Genomic DNA, 20,584 nt, shown 5'->3' on the forward strand with positions numbered 1-20,584 from the left:
TTTTTAAAGAGTAATTTGCTTGACGTAATCAGTTTAATTAAAAGAATACTAATGAAAAAAAATAGTTTATATATCGCTCTCATTTTTTGTTTACTTGCTATGAGCAGTTTTGTCTTGTCTTCATCAACCAAAAAGGTAGAAGATACAAAAAAAGGTAAAATTGAGTGGGTTACTTTCGAAGAAGCTATGGAAAAATCTGCCCAAGATGGCAAACCTATTTTTATTGATGTTTATACAGATTGGTGTGGTTGGTGTAAAAAAATGGATAAGAATACTTTCCAAACCGAAGAAGTATCAAAATATGTAGCTGAAAACTATCATGCTGTAAAAGTAGATGCAGAAAGTGAAAAAACTACCAAACTAGGTGGTGAAAGCCTTACCTTTCAACAACTTTCTCAACATGTTTTTGGTGTAGAAGGCTATCCGTCTATTGTTTTGATAAACAGCAAGAAGGAGTTTACTTTGGTTTCAGGGTATCGTGAAAAAGATGAATTTATAGGAATATTAGAAGAGTTCAAAACGGCTTCTACCAAGAAAAAAGAAGAAGTAAAGGAAGCAGAAGACAAAATAGAATGGATTGGTTTTGAGGAGGCAATGAAAAAATCAGCTAAAGATGGGAAGCCTATTTTCATTGATGTTTATACAGATTGGTGTGGTTGGTGTAAAAAAATGGATAAAGATACTTTCAAAACAGATGAAGTTGCCGAATATGTGGCTAAAAATTATCACGCTGTTCGTATAGATGCTGAAAGTGCAGATGCTACATCATTTGATGGTAAAAAACTTTCTTATCAGCAGCTTTCTAAAGAGGTTTTTAAAGTAAGTGGATATCCCTCTATTGTTTTGATAAATACTAAGAAAGAACCAACAGTAAAGCCAGGCTATCATGGAAAAGAAGATTTTATAGAAATGCTTAAGGCATTTAAAACAAGTAAGTAATAAAAGATTAATATAAATTTTACAAGACAGTTTCCAACAAAATTCAATTCATAAAACAACAATTTGTGAAGATAATTTAGGAAACTGTTTTTTTTTGATTAATTTGGTGTACCCTTTTGTTAAACTCTCTTGTTAGACGATTTTATTTATACAGATGTATGAAAAAAATAATATCTTTCTTTTCTTTTATCGCTATCTTCATTTTTGTGGTGTTTTCAGGTTCTGTTTTGGCTCAAGACAATACAAAAGAAGAGCTACTGATAAAGGGAGTGTATCACGGAACAAATTTGTATGTTCAGAACCCTCAAATATCAGATAAAGAGTATTGTATAAAAGAAATATTTGTCAATAATAAAACTGTAAAATTTCCTACCACAACTGCTTTTGATATTAATATGTCCTTTCTAAAAATCAATGATGAGGTCGTTGTCAAGATTGTACATACAGGAAGTTGTAATCCAAAAATATTGAATCCACAAGCTATAAAAGACCGATTACCTTTTCGTTTTTCTTCTATCAATATTGATTTGAATACGATGGTTTGGGTAACAAAAGGAGAGAAAAAATTTGGTCAGTTTTTTATTCAAATCAAAAATAACAGAACTTGGATTGTAGAAAAGGTAATTAGCTGTAAAGGAAGCGACCAACAAAATGTATATACATTACCCTTAACTCACCGTGCAGGAGAAAATATTTATAGACTGAAATACTTAGATGTTACAGGAAAATACTACTATTCTCCAGAGATAAAATTTGTTTCTGAAGGAGAGCAGCAAGTTACTTTTTATCCTAAAAGTGTAACCAACAGAATTACATTTTCTCGCTCTACCACATATCAAGTTCTAGACAATAACGGAAAACTTGTTTTGGAAGGAAATGGACTTACAGTAGATTGTTCTAATCTAAATTTAGGCGCATATTATTTGCTTTTTGAAGGGCAAGAAGAACGTTTTTTTAAGAAATAAGAGATACAATAAAAAGAGCCTCAAAAACATTGAAGCTCTTTTAGATTTGACTATAGGTAAAGAAAAGACATGCTTTTCCTTCTCAAAAGAACTTGTATAAAATATATTCTAATATTCTGCCATTCTATAGCTTTCACTTTCCTTAAAAACTCCTCCCTCTTTTCTATTCCAAATACGAACAAAATAATAGACTGCCGTACTGATAAAAGAACCAAAAAACAAGGCTAAAGCCCAAATTACTTTTTCATTTTCTGATACGCTCTCATCTCTGACAATATCTACAATGTAGTAAACTGTAATTCCTAAATCTACTAAAGAGGCTAAGAAAATCAAGATAAAAAACGTAAAGAATGTCGCTATAAAAAGCTTTGGCGATTCGGGAACTTGATTTTGAGAAACATCAGAAAAGAAACTGATAAATGCTCCAATGAAAGCAATAACTCCGAAAATAGTTACTATTAGAGGTGCAAATGTGAAAATACCTAACCAAATTTTTTTACCTTGACTCATGGCTTATTGTTTTTGTTTAAAATGAAGTAGCAAACAAAGTGTTTGTAGAAAGGTTATACGACAGATTTTAACAAAAAGTTAGAAATTATGATTGTAATTGTTCTACAATACTCTCCCAATCTAAGTTTTGCCAGTTATTTTCAATATCTTCTTTTTTCATAATCTCATTCATAATTTGCTCTTGTTTCTTTCCTGTGTTGAGCGCATACGAATACGGCAAATGACTAAACGTAACCATTGTATATTGTGGAATCCAACGGCTTGGAAACTGTTCGTGTAGCTTTGCTTCAATCTTTTTTCTAAGCAAAAACTCTGGGTCGGCTACTCTATCACGCATTTCTATAAAGTTCTGAATGGCTAAATCTGCTATGGCATTGGTATTCGGAATACGTTCTTCTTGAAAGTCTGAAAAAAGCTCTTGCCAATCTATGTTTTTATTTTTTTTAAGTTGCTTTTCCATAAACTCATTGAAATAAAAACAATCTTCAAAACCAGAGTTCATTCCCTGTCCATAAAATGGAACAATAGCGTGAGAAGCATCTCCAATCAAGCAGACCTTTCCTTGATATGCCCACGGCGCACAACGAATCGTAACGAGTGAAGAAGTTGGGTTTTGCTTAAAATCTTCTAAAAGTGTTGGCATAATAGGAATGACATCAGCAAAATGAGTTTCGAAGAATGATATAATTTCCTCATCAGAGGTTAGTTTGTCAAAGGCTTCTTGATGTTCTTTGTCGCTTTCAAATCGCAAAAATAACGTACACGTAAAACTTCCATCAGTGTTTGGTAATGCAATAAGCATAAAACTACGACGAGGCCAAATGTGTAAGGCATCAGGAGCTAATTTGTGACTGCCGTCTTCGTTGGGTGGAATAGTGAGTTCTTTGTATCCATGAGGTAGATAATGTTGAGTATAGTTGAAAAGTGGCATTTTTTGAAGCTCTCCACGTACAGCCGAAAAAGCTCCATCTGCACCGATAACAATATCAGATTTTACTCTGTTTTTTGTCTGTTCCTCTTCATTTAAAAAAGTGGCTTCTGTGTCTTTTATATCTATATTCTCACAACGCTGATTGAAGTGAAATTTTACATTCTGTTCTTTTTCTGCTACATCCATTAAGACCTCATTCAAGATAGCTCTAGAAACCGAATAAATCGCTTGATTTTCTTTTCCATATGGTTGAAAAGTTAGGTTTCCTTCTATGTCGTGCATCATACGCCCACGCATAGGGAGTGCAATATCTTTGATTTTTTGTTCGATACCTGCTGCTTTCAAGGCTCTCCAACCTCGCTCACTAAGAGCCAAGTTGATAGAACGTCCACCGACAGCTCCCATTTTACGATAGTCTGGACGACGCTCAAATACCTCTACTTGGTGTCCTTTTTTAGCTAAAAAAATAGAAAGTAACGACCCTACAAGTCCTGCACCCACTAAAGTAACTTTTGAAGACATATATTTTTTGTTGTTTTTTAGTTCTGTGAATAATTGACAATTTAAGAAAAGATAAACCAAAAACTAGGTTGTTTGCTTTAGAATCTAATCTACACAAATTTTAAGGTCTATGTTTTATCCAACAAAAAGTTATGAATTTATTTAACTCTTCTCAATCTCCTTTCATTCTCCCCAAAAAAGACGAGTATTCTTGTTCTAAAACTAAAGAATTATTCAATATTACTATTCCCAACGGAAAGCTAATTTTTATTCCTAATTTTTTAGATGAAAAAATAAGTAGTGAGCTAATGGATTATTTTTTAGAAACTGAAAACGAATCAGACTGGAAAAGTACAGACTGGAGAACTTTTGAGAAAGAAAATTTAGCCAAAATAAAATTCAAAAATATAGATTGGCAGCATAATCAAATCAAAATCTTTGGAAAAATGCTTTTTGAGCCTCGTTTTTCAGCTTGGTATGGCGATAAAGATGCTAACTACTCCTATTCAAATCTGAAATTAGAACCCAATTCGTGGAATGAAAAACTGCTTTTTGTCAAGAATGAGATTGAAAAACTAATTTCCATATCAGAACTAGAAAATATAAAATTTAATAGTGTTCTGATGAATTGGTACAGAGATGGACAAGATTCGATGGGTTGGCATAGTGATAACGAAAAAGAACTAGGCAGAAATCCTGTTATTGCCTCTCTCAATTTTGGAGCAGCTCGTCGTTTTTTGTTTCGCAATATCAAGAACAAGAAGGAAAAAGTAGAATTTTCTCTACAAAATGGCTTGCTTTTGATTATGGCTGGAGAGATTCAACATTTTTGGCAACACGCCATTCCAAAAGAAGCCAAAATAAAAACAAACAGAATCAATCTTACTTTCAGAACTATAAAATTATAAAAGAGCAGGTCTTGTTATGAGAAATATAAAATATGTTTTACATTTCGTTGCGCTGCAACTCTGTCATATTCTTTTACAATGAATCTTTCTACTAATATTGTGTTACTCTGCAACTTTTTTGTCTTAGCTAGTCTGAAAAAAGAACAAGTTACAGCGTAACGTTCTATTTGTAGAATAAGAAAAGTAATGTAAACTAGAGTTGCAGCGCAACGAGATATTAAAACAGTATATGCTTTATAAATATTGACAAAGAAATCATAAAACAATGAAATTTTTTACGCTTATTCTCTTGACTTTTTTACTCTTCACTTCAAAAACAGGCTTGAAATTAGAACTAACTATCGGAGATTATTACGACGACCATTCAAGAAGAAAATATAATTATTCGAAACGAAAGTGGAAAATTGAAGATGAAAAGCTAATATATCATCATATCGATACTCGCACAGAAAATTATGCTGATACGATTGGATTATCTAAAAAACAGCTAGATACTTTGATGCAAATTATTGAACTTCAAAATCTCAAAGAAAATATAATCATCAGCTATGACGATAATCGCACGCACAAACATATGCGCTACAAGAAGGAAGTAAAAGGAAAGCTATATCTAAACAACGAAGAATACGATTATCAAATCAAGAGTAATTCTATCGAAATAGAAAAACATGAGAAATACAAAAACTTGGAAGCCTTAGAGCAATATTTTTATGAGCTTGCAGAGAAAAAATGATATTTTTTGATAGACAAACTTTTTTTACCTTCGTTTTATAAAAAATATTTTTCAATCCTCGTTGACGGCTCTAGCCTCAACGACGGTTCAATCTGTCAAAAATGAGCAACACAGAAAACAACAAAGTTCTTTTAATGATTTTAGACGGCTGGGGAATTGCTAAAGATAAAGCAGTTTCGGCAATCGATGCAGCCCAAACACCATTTGTAGATAGTTTGTACGACAATTATCCTAACTCAAAACTTCGAACAGATGGCGAGTTTGTAGGACTTCCAGAAGGACAAATGGGAAATTCAGAAGTCGGACACATGAATATTGGTGCTGGGCGAATTGTCTATCAAAATTTGGCTCGTATCAATAAATCTATTAAAGAAAATCAGTTAGGAAAAAATGAAATATTGCAAAAAGCCTTTCAACATGCAAAAGAAAAAAACGTAAAGTTGCATTTTATTGGTTTGGTTTCAGAAGGTGGTGTGCATTCTCATTCTTCTCACTTAAAGGCTCTTACTTCACTAGCTACAGAAGCAGGTTTGGAAGATATTTTTGTTCATGCGTTTACCGATGGAAGAGATACTGACCCTAATTCTGGAGAAGGTTTTATTTCAGATTTAGAAAAGCATTTGAAAACTACCAATGCCAAAATTGCTTCACTTGTTGGGCGTTATTATGCGATGGACAGAGACAACCGTTGGGAGAGGGTCAAACTGGCTTATGATGCGATGGTAAAAGGAGAAGGAAAAAAAGCAAAAGACGCTGTTTTAGTTATTCAAGAATCGTATAAAGAGGAGATTACAGATGAGTTTTTGAAGCCGATAATTATTACAGATGAAAACGACAAGCCATTAGCTACAATAGAAGAAAAAGATGTCGTGATTGCTTTTAATTTTCGTACCGACCGTTGTAGAGAGATTACACAAGCACTAACACAGCAAGATTTTGAAGCGCAAGCAATGAAAAAACTGGATTTGCATTATGTTACAATGACAAATTATAACAAGGATTTTAAAAACGTAGAAGTCATTTTTGAAGATATAGATTTGACAAATACGTTAGGAGAAGTTTTAGAGAAAAACAATAAAACACAGCTTCGTGCTGCCGAAACTGAAAAATATCCTCATGTAACCTTCTTCTTTTCTGGAGGAAGAGAAAAGCAATTTGAAGGAGAAAACCGAATTATGTGTGCCTCCCCAAAAGTAGCAACGTATGATTTGAAGCCTGAAATGAGTGCTTTTGAGCTAAAAGATAAAGTAATTGAAGACTTAAATAAAAACATACCTGATTTTGTATGTCTAAATTTTGCTAACCCTGATATGGTAGGACATACAGGCGTGTTTGAAGCCGCTGTTAAAGCCTGTGAAACGGTCGACACATGTGCAAAGGAGGTTTCTAAAACGGCGCTAGAAAATAATTATCAAGTCATTATCATTGCAGACCATGGAAATGCTGACAAAATGAAAAACGAAGATGGTTCGCCAAACACAGCACACACGACAAACGAAGTTCCGATGTTTTTACTCTCAAAAGATGAGATAAAAAATAATTATTCTTTAAAAAATGGAAAACTAGGAGACATTGCTCCAACAGTTTTAAAACTGATGAAAGTAGAAATTCCAAAGGAAATGACTGGGGAAGTTTTAGTATAGTTCATACTTTAATGTGAAAACATAGCCAACGATTCATCGTTTAACGTAAAGAAATTTTTAATTATTCATTTTCAATTCTTCATTATTGACTTTTCTTCGTTGGCTTGTTTTTGGTAATTTTTGGATAGCCATAGGAGCAGCTCTTATGGGATTGAGTAGCTATATATTGCTTTTCGAAACGGTCGGCATTTATTTTGAAACAGCACCTCTTTGGGTTTTGTTTTTCGGAACACTTACAACTTATAATTTGTGTGTTTTCTACACAGCAGGTAAGGCTTCTGAAAAGTTTGAATTTATATACAAAAAAAGAAATGCTCTCAAGGTTATTTTCTTTTTAAGTCTTGTATTATTAATTCCTGCCCCTTTTTTTCTTACGCTCAATCAATTTTGGTTTTTGGTGCATTTGGCTGTAATTTCTATTTTTTATACTGTTCCGATTCATATTGAACTGCCCTCAGATAACATTTTGAAGGAAGAAATTAATGGCAAAGAAGACAGGGAGTTTGAGCAAAAGAAGTATTTTTCTATTCCTGCGTGGCGAAATATTCCCTATCTCAAAATATTTTTGATTGCTTATGTTTGGGCGAGTGCAACCGTTATTTTTCCAATGCTGCACGAAGAGCTAATTATTAAAGCCCCCAAAATAATTGCACTGTTTTTAGAGCGTTTTTTCTTTACATTAGCTATTACTATTCCCTTTGATATTCGTGATAAAGAAAATGATAAAAAAGTAGGTTTGGGTACGCTTGTCAGCCTTTTAAATCCTGTAAAGAGCAAAGTTTTGGCTATTTTGCTATTATTAGTTTGTGCTGTTTTAGTATATTATTTTCATGAAAATTATTTGTTGTATTTTGGAATAGTTTATTTTATCACAACATTTCTCATTATTGGAAGCTCTCACAAACGTTCAGAGTGGTATTTTACAGGTTTTATCGATGGACTGTTTGTAGTAGAGTTTTTAGTTTTTCTATTAGCAACAACACATCTATAAGTTACGTAAGGGTAGAATACATTTTTAATCGTCTTATATTCATTTATTTTTATTCTAATCTTAAGAAACTCTATTTTTACTGTCCTAAACCAATCTCTTACTTATATGAATGCTATTTTTTCTTATCGTTTCTTTTTATTCCAACTATTTCTCTTATTAGGTTTTTTCTGTTGTAGCTTTTCATTACAGGCTCAAAAAACAATCATTACAGGCAAGGTAACTGATGCTGAAACAGGAGACGGAGTTCCGTTTGCCAGCGTATATTTTGAAGGGACAACTATCGGAACATCTACTGATTTTGATGGTTTCTACAAAATTGAAACAGATAAAGCGACTGATTCTCTAGTGGTTTCTTATGTGAGTTATCAGACCAAGAAAAAAGCGATTCAAAAAGGAGTTACTCAAAATATTGACTACCAATTAGCTCCTGCCGAAGAAACCCTAAAAGCCATTGTAATAACGGCAGGAAAACAAGAAAACCCTGCTTGGGAATATTTGAGAGGAGTTTTAGACCATAAATCTGAAAATGATAAACGTCGTCTTTCTGCTTATCAGTATGATTCATATTCCAAAGTAGAGCTAGATGTAGATAATATTTCTGACAAATTCAAAGAAAAAAAATTGGTTCGCAAAATTGTAGGAGTGGTAGATAGTGTAGAAAATTTGGCTGGAGACGATGGAAAACCCATCTTGCCTTTATTTATCTCTGAAACTATCTCAAAATATTATTACCGAGACAATCCTCAAAAGGTAAAAGAAGAAATTGAAAAAACACGTATCAAAGGAGTAGGAGTAGAAGATGGTAGTATTGTTTCGCAACTTGTAGGCTCTTCGTTTCAAGACTATAATTTTTATCAAAGCTGGATTCAGATTGCAGAGAAAGATTTTGTTTCTCCTATTTCAGAAAGTTGGAGACTTTTTTATGATTATGAGCTACAAGAACGTACTGAACTAGATGGTATTTGGTGTTATCGAATAGACTTTCAACCCAAAAGAAAGGAAGATTTAGCTTTTACAGGTACGATGTGGATTACAGATGATTCTACTTTTGCTCTAAAGCGTATAGATGCTACTGTCCCAAAATCGGCAAACCTCAATTTTATTGAAAAAATAAAAATTCAGCAAGATTTAAAGCCTATTGAAAATGAGACAAAAGAAATGGCATGGCTGCCTGTCAAGACTCGTATTTTAGTCGATGTAGGACAAATCAACGACAAGTGGGCAGGTATGCTTCTCAAATCGTATAGCTCGGCTGAAAATATTGTCATCAATAAGCCAAAAGACATCAAATTTTATAAAGATGCTATTGTGGTAAGTGCCGAAGTCAATAATTCTACTGATGAGTTTTGGCAAAAAAATAGGCACGATTCGCTTACAGCAGGCGAGCAAACGGTTTATGCAATGATAGATACGATTAGCAACCTTCCTATGGTAAAAAGTTATATCGAAATTGCAGATTTGCTCATCAATGGCTACAAAGATGTTGGTAAAATAGATATAGGACAGCTTCTGACGGTGTATTCGAACAATAATATTGAGGGAAGTCGTGTGATGCTCAATATTCGTACAAATAGTGATTTTAGTAAAAAAGTACAGTTTCTAACAGGAGTAGCTTATGGATTTGGTGATAAAAAATGGAAATACAACGCCAAGTTTAGAACCATTCTTTCTCGCCGTCTTTGGACAGTATTTGGAATACAACATCAATACGACCTCCAGCAAATTGCATTGTTTAATGAAGATTTTCGTTCTAGTAGTAATGTTCTTTTTTCAGCATTTAGCCGTTGGGGAGATTTGAGCAAAAACCGTCCGTTTTATCATAGGCAGAGTAGCGTTTATCTACAAACAGATATTGTAAAAGGTCTGACTCCAAAAATTACGTACCGACAACAAAACTACGACCCACTTTATAGCTTCGAATATATTGACCCTAAAAACACAGAAATACGAAAAAGAGAATTTACAGTTTCAGAGTTTATGGCAGAAGTTAGAATTGGTTTTAGAGAACGTTACATTAATGCTGACCTTACTCGTGCTAATTTGGGAAGTAAATATCCCGTTATTAAATTACGTTATATTCGTGGCTTGGGAGATTTTTTAGGAGGCGATTTGGAATATCACAAATTTTCGGCTCGCATAGAACATTCTTTCCGTTTGGGTATCTTTGGGCGAACAGATTATTTTATGAGTGCTGGCTTTACTCCTTCTACTCTTCCTTACCCACTTTTAGAGTCGCATTTAGGCAATGAAACTCCTTTCTACAATCAGCTTTCGTTCAATTTGATGAATTATTTCGAATTTGTGAGTGATAAGTATGCTTCTATTAATTTAGTACACGATTTTAATGGTTTCTTACTCAACCGAATTCCACTTATGAGGAAACTCAAATGGCGAGCTTTTGTAGAAGGAAATGTTTTGGTAGGAAATGTAAGCCAGAAAAATATAGATTTAATTCCAGAGACTAATTCAAAAGGTGAACCTATTTTGAAATTTGGTAGCCTAGACCATCGCCCATATACAGAAGTAAGTTACGGAATTAGCAATATTTTTAGATTTGTAAGAGTACAGGCAGTACATCGCTTGACTTATTTAGAAAAAGACGATGTGAGTCCGTGGGGGATTCGTGTGTCAGCTCAATTTAGATTGTAATTATACTAAAATAACGTGAACTTAGGATTATATTTATTGAATATCAATAAGTTATAGTATGTTGTTATATATATCGGAACTGACCTTAATTAAGTTAGGGCAGTCTCGTTAGAGCAGACCAAAAGTAGTAGCTTTTATTTTGGTATTATTTATCATCTGACCCTTCTGCAATAGGTTTTTCTAATAAAATCTTATGGCGAGACTTATTCATAATCCAGTTGGCGATGGTGTCTGCCCAAACCCTTGATGATTCTCTGGTTGGGTGCGCTCCGTCTCGCTCCCTTTCAAATTCTAAATCTTTGGAAAGGAAAAAAGTGTTAGCTGGCATATTTCGCTCAATAATTTCATTAATTCCTGTGTCGTCTTTCCAGTTGGGAGGACCTACCCAAATAAAAGGCGTATCTCCAGCTTGTGCGATAATATCTTGAATATCTTTCTCACGTTCGTAAATATCTGTTCGGAAAAGTTCGTTGGCTCCAAGTGTGAAAATTACGATAGTAGGCTTATAAAGTTCTATTAAGCGTTTCAAACTATCAGTTTTGCTCCATTGAATGGTTAGGGAACTATACCAAATTCTACCTTTCAAATAATGATTGTTATAACTAGCATAGCTGCGAAAAGCCAAATACAAGCCTTCTGCCATAGAATCACCTGTCAATAGAATGCGCTGTGCAGAAGTGTCGATGCTGTTTCGGCGAGCAGTTTCCAAAGAATCAACAATGAAATAAGTCTGTTTTGCTAGTTGTTGGTACAGAAAATCAGTTGAAGGAGGCGTAAATATTTCTTTTGTATTTGGCTTTTTTATAGAAATATTGGTTTCTAATGGAATTTCAGAGTTATCTATTATGTACAAACCTATGGTAACAGACAAAACAACCAACCAAACAGAAAGTAATTTTTGTAAATTTGAAGTAGGTTTTTTCTTATGAGAATTTGGAACGAAATCAGACAAGGCAGGTAAATAAAAAATTAAGAAAAGAGAACTAATAAAGTTCAAATTTATCAATTCTCTGTTCAAAAAGCTACTTTTTTTTAACTTGTTAAAGCTCTATATAGAAACATTTTTCTTATGAAAAGACTGCCACAAGTCTTCTTGTTCGACAAACAAAAGCTGATTCAATGGGCTTTTTACTAACCATTTTTGTAGTACTTCAGATTCCTTTTTAGTGATTTGTCCACTCAAATGTTTGGTAATCAGTTGAAGATATTTTATTTTGATTGGCATAGTTGAAATAAAATTTATAAGACAATAAAAAAGTAAGATTGTATTTGAAATATAGACGAGTAGAAAGATATTTTTCCCTACTCAAATAGGCATTAAATTGTGTTAAATATCAGTTCTAAAAACAATGAAAGAATTTGAAAATATGGAGAGCGAGGCTTTCCAAACAGCCCATCTCACAAAAATTATTGATAAAAATGGCGAACTTATCTTTGTTCAGATTTCTGCTTCTCTTTGGAAAGAAATAGAATCAAAAGTAGAACCACTTATTTATCAAGAACTTAAAGAGCAGTTTCGAAAAGCTCAAAAACAAAAACGAGACAAAGAAAAAGAAGAGTTTTCTCCCTTCGAACATATAGAAACTCTGCAAGCCGAAGAATTAAACAATGATACTTTTATTAGAAAACGCTTCAAAAACAGTACGCAACAATCGGAGAAAGTGCAGCAATATCTACGTGCTTTACAACAAAAATTAGCAGAACATAAGCCTGCCAAATAATGGATACTGTAGAATTGATAATGCTCATCAAGACAAAAAAAACCTCTGAAATATAGAATTTTTTATATTTCAGAGGTTTTTTGAGGAAAATCAAAAATTAAAGTAAGCAATATAATTTACACATTTCCTTCTTTAGCACGACGACCGATAAGCTGAACTACTTTCATAGCCAATTCCATATCTCCATTTACTTTTACTTTTCCTGTCATGTAAGCAGCCATAAGATTCAAATCGCCATCCAACATTTTATTGGCATTAGCTTCTGAAATTTTGACTGTACAGTCTGCATCTTTATCTTCGTGAGAAACTACATTAGGAACTTGTGTTGCATCTACATGAACAACGCCATCATCTTTAAGGTCAAACTTAACAGATTTACCAAGACCACTATCTGTTCCAACTACTTTTTTTACACGCTCTGTGAAAGATTCTAAGCTCATAGTTTTATTTTTTATTTTGGGTGAATAAAAATTCTAAAAATAACTTATCTGCAATTTACTACAAAAAACTCGGCTTGCAGCGTTTTTTTTTATTTATTCTTGTAATTTTCTATACAAATCGGCGTGTGCAGGGTCAAGTTGGAGTAGTATTTTAGCTGCGTCTAGCTTTTCTTGTTTTTCTCCATTAGAGAAAAGTTGATAGAGTTCTTCTCCTTTTGCATCAAAAAAAGTTTGTATAAGCAAAGCATTGAGTCGAATAGCATTTACTTCTTTTATTTTTTTTAAAACCTCTATCGATGTTTTGCGTGCTTCTGTGGGTTTTTCTAACATTACATCAAGTCCTAATCTATGGTAGTTATAAATTTCTTTTCTCAAATCTATAAACTGTGGACTGTTTAGATTTTCTGCCAGCCAATATCTTGCACGAATATCATTGCTTTGCCACCCTACATTTGCAACTCCTGTACTTTGTGCATTATTGATAATATTTTGAGCCTTTTCTACATAAGGGTTGCCTCCTAACGATGAAAAAGAATCATAATCTAAAGCTAAAATAATATATGAATAATACGCCAACATCAAGGTCAGATTGTTGTTGGTAGAGTTTTCTATATAAATCAGAGGCTCGCTAGGCTTATATGCAAAATCAAAATTCTTGTCGAAATAATTGAGAATGGGTGAGGTATAGGTTGTTCCATATACAGGACGATTGTACTGAATCTGCGCCTCTCCAGAATACAAGCCTTGTGCAAGGTCAGTATTTTTGTCTAGCGTAATGAGAAGGTTACACTCTATGCGTTCCCACTCTTCATAACGGTCTTCTGTCCATTGTGTCGTATTCATAAACTTTGTCAAGGCTTTAGTCAGTTGCCCTACAATTTGTTTGTTTTGAGCTTCTACACGAGTATCATTGATGATTACATTACAGCGAAACTCTTGTCCAAAAATTTGACTAATAGACAAAAAGACAAATCCAAGACTTAGAAAAATATATTTTATCATTCCTTATTTTTTTAAAATTCAAAAAAACGCTATAAAGAAATTCTAGCTTTCTTTATAGCGTTCAATTTACTAAAAACTTAGCGTTTTGGTAATTTTTTTATAGATATTGCTCAATCAAACCTGCAATTACTTGTCCCGAACTTGGACGTGGCGCATCTTGATTTACTACTTTTCCTGTTTTATCTACTAACATATAACGAGGAATAGAGTTGATATTGTATTTTTGAGAAACACCTTGGTTAGCTTCATTAGAAGGTAAGAAATGAACTCCTTTGATGTCCATTTTGTCAATACCTTTTTTCCAACCAGCTTCTTTTTGCGCTCTTTCAGTTCCTCTTTCAAAAGCAACATACAAGAAAACTACATCTTTTCCTTCAAACTGACTGTGCAATTTTTGAGAACTAGGCATTTCACCACGACACGGAGGACACCAAGTTGCCCAAAAATCTACATAAATAACCTTTCCTTTGTAGGCTGCCAAAACATCTTCAAAAGTTTTTGTTGTTCCGTCTGCATTAGTTTCTTCTATATAAATTTTATCAGCCTCTACTTCGGCAGTTGTAGTTGTTGTTTCAGCTGTATTCGAACCTCCAATAACGACATGAGATGTTGAACCATTTCCATTGCCTTCAGAAGCATTTGCTTGTTTTTTCTCACTTGCACAAGCAGCAGCAAAGGCTATAAGAGCGAAGAATAATATAATTTTTTTCATAATTTTAAAAGTGTTTGTTGCTACTATTCAAAAATTAGCAGCCATGTAAAATTAGTTTTAAATGTTTTATTTAGATTAAAGTAATGTAAAATCTTTCCTAAGATTATTGTCATATACAAATGACTTTTCAGAATAACAAAACTACTAAAATTTTATATTTTATTTCCTCTCAAAAACTCTTCTGTTGTCATTCTTCGTTTTCCTTGAGGTTGTAGCTGATTAATTTTGACATAGCCATCTAATGTTTTAACGTACAGGTAGCTCTTTTGGTCTGTGAGTGGTTCACCTATTAAAAGCTCATTTACCTCTTCGCAGTCAGCTATTTCTATATCAAAAACCTTATATACATTATCATAAATGCGCATTCTTGCAGCAGGGTAAGGCGTTAGTCCACGCACAAAGTTTATTATTTTTTCACTTTCATTCTCAAAATTTATGAAGGTGTCTTCTGTGAAAATCTTGGGAGCGTGAGGCGTTTTTTCTTCTAGATCTTGTTTTTTTAGTGAGTAATTGTCTTGCTCAATGGCTTTTACAGTTTTTAAAACAAGTTTAGCTCCTTTGTTTTTAAGACGTTCATAAAGTGTTCCTACATTGTCATTATCACTAATTTCTTCTTCTTCTTGAAAGAGAATATCGCCTGTATCAATTTTATGTTGTAGGAAAAATGTTGTTACTCCCGTTTTTTTCTCTCCGTTTATAATTGCCCAATTGATAGGTGCAGCACCACGATAATTAGGTAAAAGTGAGGCATGAAGGTTGAACGTTCCTATTTCTGGCATTTGCCAAACTACTTCTGGAAGCATTCTGAAAGCCACTACAATTTGAAGGTTAGCATCATAGCTTTTTAGTTTTTCTAAGAATTTTTCGTCTTTTAAGTTAGTAGGTTGGAGGATAGGCAAACCGTGCTTGAGAGCAGCTTTTTTTACATCAGATTCATGGATTTTTTGTCCACGTCCTGCTGGTTTGTCTGGAGCAGTAATAACAGCTACTACCTCATAACCATTCTCTACCAAGATATCTAAAGAGGAAACAGCAAACTCTGGCGTTCCCATAAAAATAATACGTAATTTGGGCATAAATTTTATTTATCAGTGATTTTAAATCTTAGTTTAATAGGCCAAAAGTACGAAAAACAAGCTAGAAATAACGGAGAGACAATTAGGTTGGTTGTAAAGAAGTTAGAGAAAATTAAAATTAATGTAGCTTTGTGAAAATATAGATTTGTACTCTCAAACAAATGAAAATTGAAACATTTTTATTTTTCTCAGAAAGTTTTTAAGGATTATTATTTAGTTTATTTTCTAATTTTTATGTGTATTTTCTCTTGCCAAACCAAAGAAGAAAAACAGCAGGTTAATCAGAAAATATTTCGCTATAACGAATTAGAAATTGTCAAGGTACTAGAGCCACTTTCTATAACCAATGAAGCCGAGCGAAGACTTGTCCATCAAATTTATAATGGACTTTGGCGATTAGAAAATGATGGAAACTTTTATCCTTCGCTCGCTGATTCTACTTTTAGGGTGGATAGCCTTACATGGGAGTTTGTCTTGAAGCCAAATATTCGCCTACATAGCACAAAAAATGAGGCATTTTTAAGTGCAAAAGATGTAGTAGAAAGCCTAACCAAATGGGCTAAGAGGGAAGAAAAAAACAATCAAAATAAGTTTTCTGTTCAAACTCAAATTTTTAAAAAACTCATTGGAGAGGATATAGAAAGTGCTTTTGAAATAATTGATGAAAGGAAGTTTAGGATAAAGTTACAAATGCCTTTTGCTCCATTTTTGAAATTACTGTCTTGTACGGAAGCTCTGATAGTGCCTAATCAAGAAAAGCGTTTTGGAAATAAATTTTCTCCTGTTGGTTCGGGAGCTTTCTATGTAGATTACTTTGAAGACAATCGGAAAATTACACTCAAAAAAAATCAACATTATTTTCACAAGACTATAAAACTAGACACACTACCATTTTTGGATGAGATTCAAGTTTATTTTTATCAAAACCCAGAACATATCGCCTATAATATCCTCAACGACGAATTAGATTGGCTGCCTTCCAATGAACAAGTACAAAAAGTCTTGCCATTCATTATCCAAAAAGAAAAGGAAGAAAGGCAAAGAGAAAACAGAACTAATTCAAATAAAAATAAATCTGAAAAACAAAGTGAAAGATTTGTTTCAAAATATATTCAATTAGATTCTTTCCCAGTTTTGAAAACGGCAGGTTTTGAAGTACAGATTTCAGATACTTCGGAGGTTGCTTTGAAGGCTAATTTTTTTACGATTCAATCTTTCCGTCAAGCTCTGAATATGGGATTGTATAGAGAAAACCTCAAAGGTTTGTATTCTTATTCTACCTCAGCACACACAGGTATTTTTCCAACCATTCTACCCAAAAATACACAAAATAAGGCTGATGGTTATTATTTCCATCCACAGACAAGCAAAGATATTTTACAAAAAATAGGTTTTGATTCTACGGATGTAGTCAAAGTTTTAGCTAAAAAGCAAGATACAACTTGGGTAAATCTAGCACGACAAGAATGGCAAAAAATAGGTGTAAATTCTATTCTTTATTTAGATGAAATAAACAAACCTAAAGCTGATTTGATAGCAACTCATTTTGAGGCTGGATTTGCTGATGAGAGTAGTTTGTTTTGGCAATATTTTGATGAGAAAAGCTACAATAAGTTTTTAGTAGAAAAAGAAGGCTTTTTAGAATTTGAAAATCAAAAAATAAAAGAAAAAAATCAAAGGGATTCTATTCCAAGTATAGACAAAAACGATTTGTTTTCCTTGAAAAAACTCACTTTTGATTCACTTTTTATAGAATATTTGAAAGAAAATGACGAAATAGAAAGAGAAAAACTATCGATTCAATTACAAAATAAACTGATTCGTTCTGCTCCTTTTTTCGAAGTTTTTTACCTTCAAACGCACCAAATTAGACGTTCTTACATTTCTGAAATTGTCCCCAATGTGCTTGGTATTTATTATTTTGATAGGTTAGATAAGTCGGTTCTAGAATCTGTGAAGCTGATTAGAGAAGATTATATGTATGAGTAATCAGTTTTCAGTAAACAGTAATCAGTTACCAGTTTTATATGTATAAGGCAAAGGCATACCTTTGATGGTTTTATAAAAATATTTGAAATTTTGGTTTACCTTTTCAAAAATCAGACATAGAAGAGTAAAAACTGGTTTTGTGTAGCGATAAGGCTTGCCTTATCTAAAAAGCACATTTATTTACCTATCAAAATGAAAAATGAAACCCTAATTCAATTTTTGAGAGAACCCAAAAAACGAAAACAAGCCTTAGAGTATCTTTATGAATCATTTGAGAAAATAAGCAAAGGATTACAAAAACTGGGAGCAGAAGAAAACCAAGTAAAAGATATTTTTCAAGAAAGTATTCTGATTTTTTACCATCAAGCTCAAAAGCAAGACTTTACCCTCACAGCAAAGCCTTCTACCTACCTTTTCGGTATTTGCCATAATATTTTGAGAAACAAAAAGCGAAAAGAAGCCAAACAAAATACGCTTTCCAATACAGATTTTTTGATGGAATTTTCTGATACAATAAAAGAGGACGAGCAGGTAAATATTTATCAAAGCGAAGAAGCAATTTCTGTGTTGCGAACTATTTTGAAGGAATTAGGAGAACCTTGTAAAAAGCTACTGACAGGTTATTACGTAGATAAACTCTCTATGAAAAAAGTAGCCGAAAAACTAGGTTATAATTCCGATTCCACAGCAAAAGCACAGAAATATAAGTGTTTGCAAAGAGCCAAAAAATTAGCTCAAACAAAATTAGAGGATTTCCAAACTATCTTATTCTAAAAAATTATGTCGCCACATCTTGAAGAAATAGAAAAAATAGAACAGCTTTTAGAAAGTGAAAATTTTAATATCTATAAATTGAATGACTTTTCTGAAACTGAAAAACAAGATATTCTCTTGCAAAAACAGCTCGTAGAAGAACTTACCAATCTTCAAATTCTAGAAGAACTAGATGAGATTCATCAGCAAAGAACATCTAATAATTTTAGAAAAAAAGTAGCTGGTTTTGCTTTGTTTCTTGTTCTACTACTTTCTTCTATCGGATTTTACTTAATCAATGATGTTGATAATACAGAACAGACTTTTGAGGAAAAAGTAGCTCAAGAAAATATTGAATCAAATCAAAAAGCAGAAAATAATGATACAAATATTTTTGAAAATACAATTTCAAAACCACTTCAAAGTGGGCTTTCTTGGCGAAAAAATACGGTTTTAGATTCTTTAGAACAAAATGTAAATTTAGTAGATTTAGAAAAATCTAAAATCAGAAGAATACATATCATTGACACCACACAAGAAAATTTCTTTCATAACAGATACTATGCAACAAATTATTCACTCACAACTAGCACAGTTTCCAACGAAATTATTGTAAGCGTTGATAACAAGTTTTTCTATTTGCATCCTGTTTCTTATCACTTTACAGATAGTTTGTATAAGGCTAGAAAAAAGTCAATTAAAAATCATCTTGTTAGTTTTTGGGATTATCATATTGTGGGAAGTCAAATCAAAGTCGTCAATCCAGATGGTAAAAACAGCATCGCTACGCCTTCCCTAAGTGCCGATGGAAATACACTTTATTATTCCAAAAAGAACAAAAAAGGCGATTATGATATTTGGAAAACAGAAAGAATTTTAGAAAATGGAAAACCTACTTGGCAAGAACCCACAGAAGTAACTGCCCTCAATAAAATAAAGTCTTATGAACTTTCGCCTACTATTTCGGCAGATGGAAAAACTATTTATTTTTCAAGAAAACCCAATGCAACAGGCTGTGGTAGGATTTATTTCTCTACAAAAAATGAGCAAGGAGAATGGACAGAACCCAAAATGATTCCAGTTTCAGACAACAAACATATCAATTATGGTTGTGATGTTGCGCCTTATATTTTGCCAGATGGAAACACGCTTCTTTTTTCGGCACAGCGTACAGGCAATGGAGTGAAAAACTTAGGATTGTATGATATTTACCTCACTCAAAAACAAGAAAATGGAAAATGGTCGGAAATGGAACTCATTGAAAGCATTAGTTCAGATTCTACAGAGAGTAACTTTACCGTCTTGCCAAAAGAAAACAAGATTTATTTTTCAAGAACACCTCCTAATGGTGGATATTATTTCCAATACGGACGCACTATTCCAATTCCAAAACAGTTAGAGAAATACTTTTCAAGAGAGAATAAAGAAAAACTAATTGCTCAAAAAAATAAACTCATCGAAACCTCCACAGGAAAAGATTTTGAACTAGAAGATTTTATCTTTGCTTCAAACTCTGCCCTTCTTACGCAAAAGGGCAAAGAAAACTTAGAAAGAATTGTCCTTTTTATGAACGAAAATAAAATGCTTTCTCTCCAAATTGTAGCGCATACAGATAATGAAGGCAAAACAAACTACAATCAAATTTTGTCAGAAAAACGAGCTAAGTCAGTCAGTCAGTTTTTAGAAGGTAAAGGAATTGAAAAAACAAGACTTATTCCGATAGGAAAAGGAGAGAGTCAGCCAAAAGTAGAAAACACAACTCTTGAAAATAAAGCGAAGAATAGACGTGTAGAATTTTTTGTGATTGAAAGCACAGATTAGCGAGGTGTAGCAATAAGGCTTGCCTTATCTGATTATAATTGCATCAAATTTTGAATTTTCTAATTTTTTGAGAATATTTGCATTCCCTTTCCTCAAAAAAAGTATTATAAAAAAATAAACTCATAACTATCAAAAAATAAAGTTATGAGAAGTGTATAAGTTTGTTATCTCTTCTATGAAAAAAATCTACTTTTCTATTTAAACCGAACTATTCATCTTTACTCCTTTAATTTGCGTTTTATCAGACCACTTGAAGCCCAAAATTAATTTGTTTTAAGTCGTAAAATGCTATTTTTGCAA

The 20,584-nt window shown here is 32.9% G+C and carries 19 protein-coding genes; 11 read left to right on the forward strand and 8 right to left on the reverse strand.

What is annotated here, in order from left to right; translation table 11 throughout:
- Positions 1-51 precede the first annotated feature (51 nt).
- Positions 52-939, forward strand: coding sequence for a thioredoxin family protein (locus tag QZ659_RS10880; RefSeq protein WP_291725843.1), 888 nt, complete (start codon positions 52-54; stop codon positions 937-939).
- A 158-nt stretch (positions 940-1,097) separates the two neighbouring features.
- Complete coding sequence (locus QZ659_RS10885) at positions 1,098-1,904, forward strand: hypothetical protein (protein ID WP_291725844.1); 807 nt, start codon at positions 1,098-1,100, stop codon at positions 1,902-1,904.
- A 108-nt stretch (positions 1,905-2,012) separates the two neighbouring features.
- Here QZ659_RS10885 and QZ659_RS10890 read toward each other — a convergent pair whose 3' ends face one another.
- Positions 2,013-2,414 (reverse strand): PLDc N-terminal domain-containing protein, encoded by a 402-nt coding sequence (locus tag QZ659_RS10890; protein ID WP_291725845.1) that lies wholly within the window; start codon positions 2,412-2,414, stop codon positions 2,013-2,015.
- 85 nt (positions 2,415-2,499) lie between these two features.
- The gene (locus QZ659_RS10895) at positions 2,500-3,867 is read right to left on the reverse strand and encodes an FAD-dependent oxidoreductase (protein ID WP_291725846.1); all 1,368 of its coding nucleotides are present in this window, start codon (positions 3,865-3,867) and stop codon (positions 2,500-2,502) included.
- 131 nt (positions 3,868-3,998) lie between these two features.
- Here QZ659_RS10895 and QZ659_RS10900 point away from each other — a divergent pair, with 131 nt between their 5' ends.
- From QZ659_RS10900 to QZ659_RS10920, 5 genes are all read left to right on the forward strand, one after another.
- The gene (locus QZ659_RS10900) at positions 3,999-4,754 is read left to right on the forward strand and encodes an alpha-ketoglutarate-dependent dioxygenase AlkB family protein (protein ID WP_291725847.1); all 756 of its coding nucleotides are present in this window, start codon (positions 3,999-4,001) and stop codon (positions 4,752-4,754) included.
- 265 nt (positions 4,755-5,019) lie between these two features.
- Positions 5,020-5,487 carry a hypothetical protein gene (locus QZ659_RS10905; RefSeq protein WP_291725848.1) on the forward strand — a complete coding sequence of 156 codons (468 nt, stop codon included), beginning with the start codon at positions 5,020-5,022 and terminating at the stop codon, positions 5,485-5,487.
- A 101-nt stretch (positions 5,488-5,588) separates the two neighbouring features.
- The gene (gene gpmI / locus QZ659_RS10910; RefSeq protein ID WP_291725849.1) at positions 5,589-7,130 is read left to right on the forward strand and encodes a 2,3-bisphosphoglycerate-independent phosphoglycerate mutase; all 1,542 of its coding nucleotides are present in this window, start codon (positions 5,589-5,591) and stop codon (positions 7,128-7,130) included.
- An 85-nt stretch (positions 7,131-7,215) separates the two neighbouring features.
- Positions 7,216-8,121: a UbiA family prenyltransferase gene (locus QZ659_RS10915; protein ID WP_291725850.1), complete on the forward strand. Its 906-nt coding sequence runs from the start codon at positions 7,216-7,218 to the stop codon at positions 8,119-8,121.
- 105 nt (positions 8,122-8,226) lie between these two features.
- Entirely contained in the window at positions 8,227-10,770 is a 2,544-nt protein-coding gene (locus QZ659_RS10920) for a DUF5686 and carboxypeptidase-like regulatory domain-containing protein (protein ID WP_291725851.1), read from the forward strand.
- 145 nt (positions 10,771-10,915) lie between these two features.
- On the opposite strand, the gene QZ659_RS10925 is transcribed toward QZ659_RS10920, so the two are convergent.
- Together QZ659_RS10925 and QZ659_RS10930 are read right to left on the reverse strand one after the other, a co-directional pair.
- On the reverse strand, positions 10,916-11,767 hold the full coding sequence (locus QZ659_RS10925) for an SGNH/GDSL hydrolase family protein (protein WP_291725852.1): 852 nt from the start codon (positions 11,765-11,767) through the stop codon (positions 10,916-10,918).
- A 51-nt stretch (positions 11,768-11,818) separates the two neighbouring features.
- Entirely contained in the window at positions 11,819-11,995 is a 177-nt protein-coding gene (locus QZ659_RS10930; RefSeq protein ID WP_291725853.1) for a hypothetical protein, read from the reverse strand.
- 124 nt (positions 11,996-12,119) lie between these two features.
- Between QZ659_RS10930 and QZ659_RS10935 the strand changes: the two genes are divergently transcribed.
- Complete coding sequence (locus tag QZ659_RS10935; RefSeq protein WP_291725854.1) at positions 12,120-12,491, forward strand: hypothetical protein; 372 nt, start codon at positions 12,120-12,122, stop codon at positions 12,489-12,491.
- Between the two features lie 116 nt (positions 12,492-12,607).
- Here QZ659_RS10935 and QZ659_RS10940 read toward each other — a convergent pair whose 3' ends face one another.
- From QZ659_RS10940 to fmt, 4 genes are all read right to left on the reverse strand, one after another.
- Positions 12,608-12,931 (reverse strand): SCP2 sterol-binding domain-containing protein, encoded by a 324-nt coding sequence (locus QZ659_RS10940; RefSeq protein ID WP_291725855.1) that lies wholly within the window; start codon positions 12,929-12,931, stop codon positions 12,608-12,610.
- Between the two features lie 93 nt (positions 12,932-13,024).
- Positions 13,025-13,933, reverse strand: a complete 909-nt coding sequence (locus QZ659_RS10945; RefSeq protein ID WP_291725856.1) for a DUF4835 family protein — start codon at positions 13,931-13,933, stop codon at positions 13,025-13,027.
- 97 nt (positions 13,934-14,030) lie between these two features.
- Positions 14,031-14,645, reverse strand: coding sequence for a TlpA family protein disulfide reductase (locus tag QZ659_RS10950; RefSeq protein ID WP_291725857.1), 615 nt, complete (start codon positions 14,643-14,645; stop codon positions 14,031-14,033).
- 152 nt (positions 14,646-14,797) lie between these two features.
- Entirely contained in the window at positions 14,798-15,721 is a 924-nt protein-coding gene (gene fmt, locus QZ659_RS10955; protein ID WP_291725858.1) for a methionyl-tRNA formyltransferase, read from the reverse strand.
- A gap of 234 nt (positions 15,722-15,955) precedes the next feature.
- Here fmt and QZ659_RS10960 point away from each other — a divergent pair, with 234 nt between their 5' ends.
- The 3 genes from QZ659_RS10960 to QZ659_RS10970 all read left to right on the forward strand — a co-directional run bounded on the left by QZ659_RS10960 (position 15,956) and on the right by QZ659_RS10970 (position 20,284).
- Positions 15,956-17,710, forward strand: a complete 1,755-nt coding sequence (locus QZ659_RS10960; protein ID WP_291725859.1) for an ABC transporter substrate-binding protein — start codon at positions 15,956-15,958, stop codon at positions 17,708-17,710.
- 192 nt (positions 17,711-17,902) lie between these two features.
- Positions 17,903-18,484: an RNA polymerase sigma factor gene (locus QZ659_RS10965; RefSeq protein WP_291725860.1), complete on the forward strand. Its 582-nt coding sequence runs from the start codon at positions 17,903-17,905 to the stop codon at positions 18,482-18,484.
- Positions 18,485-18,490: 6 nt separating this feature from the next.
- Positions 18,491-20,284, forward strand: a complete 1,794-nt coding sequence (locus QZ659_RS10970) for an OmpA family protein (RefSeq protein ID WP_291725861.1) — start codon at positions 18,491-18,493, stop codon at positions 20,282-20,284.
- Positions 20,285-20,584: the final 300 nt, after the last annotated feature.

The organism is Bernardetia sp. (genome assembly GCF_020630935.1).
Lineage (GTDB): Bacteria > Bacteroidota > Bacteroidia > Cytophagales > Bernardetiaceae > Bernardetia.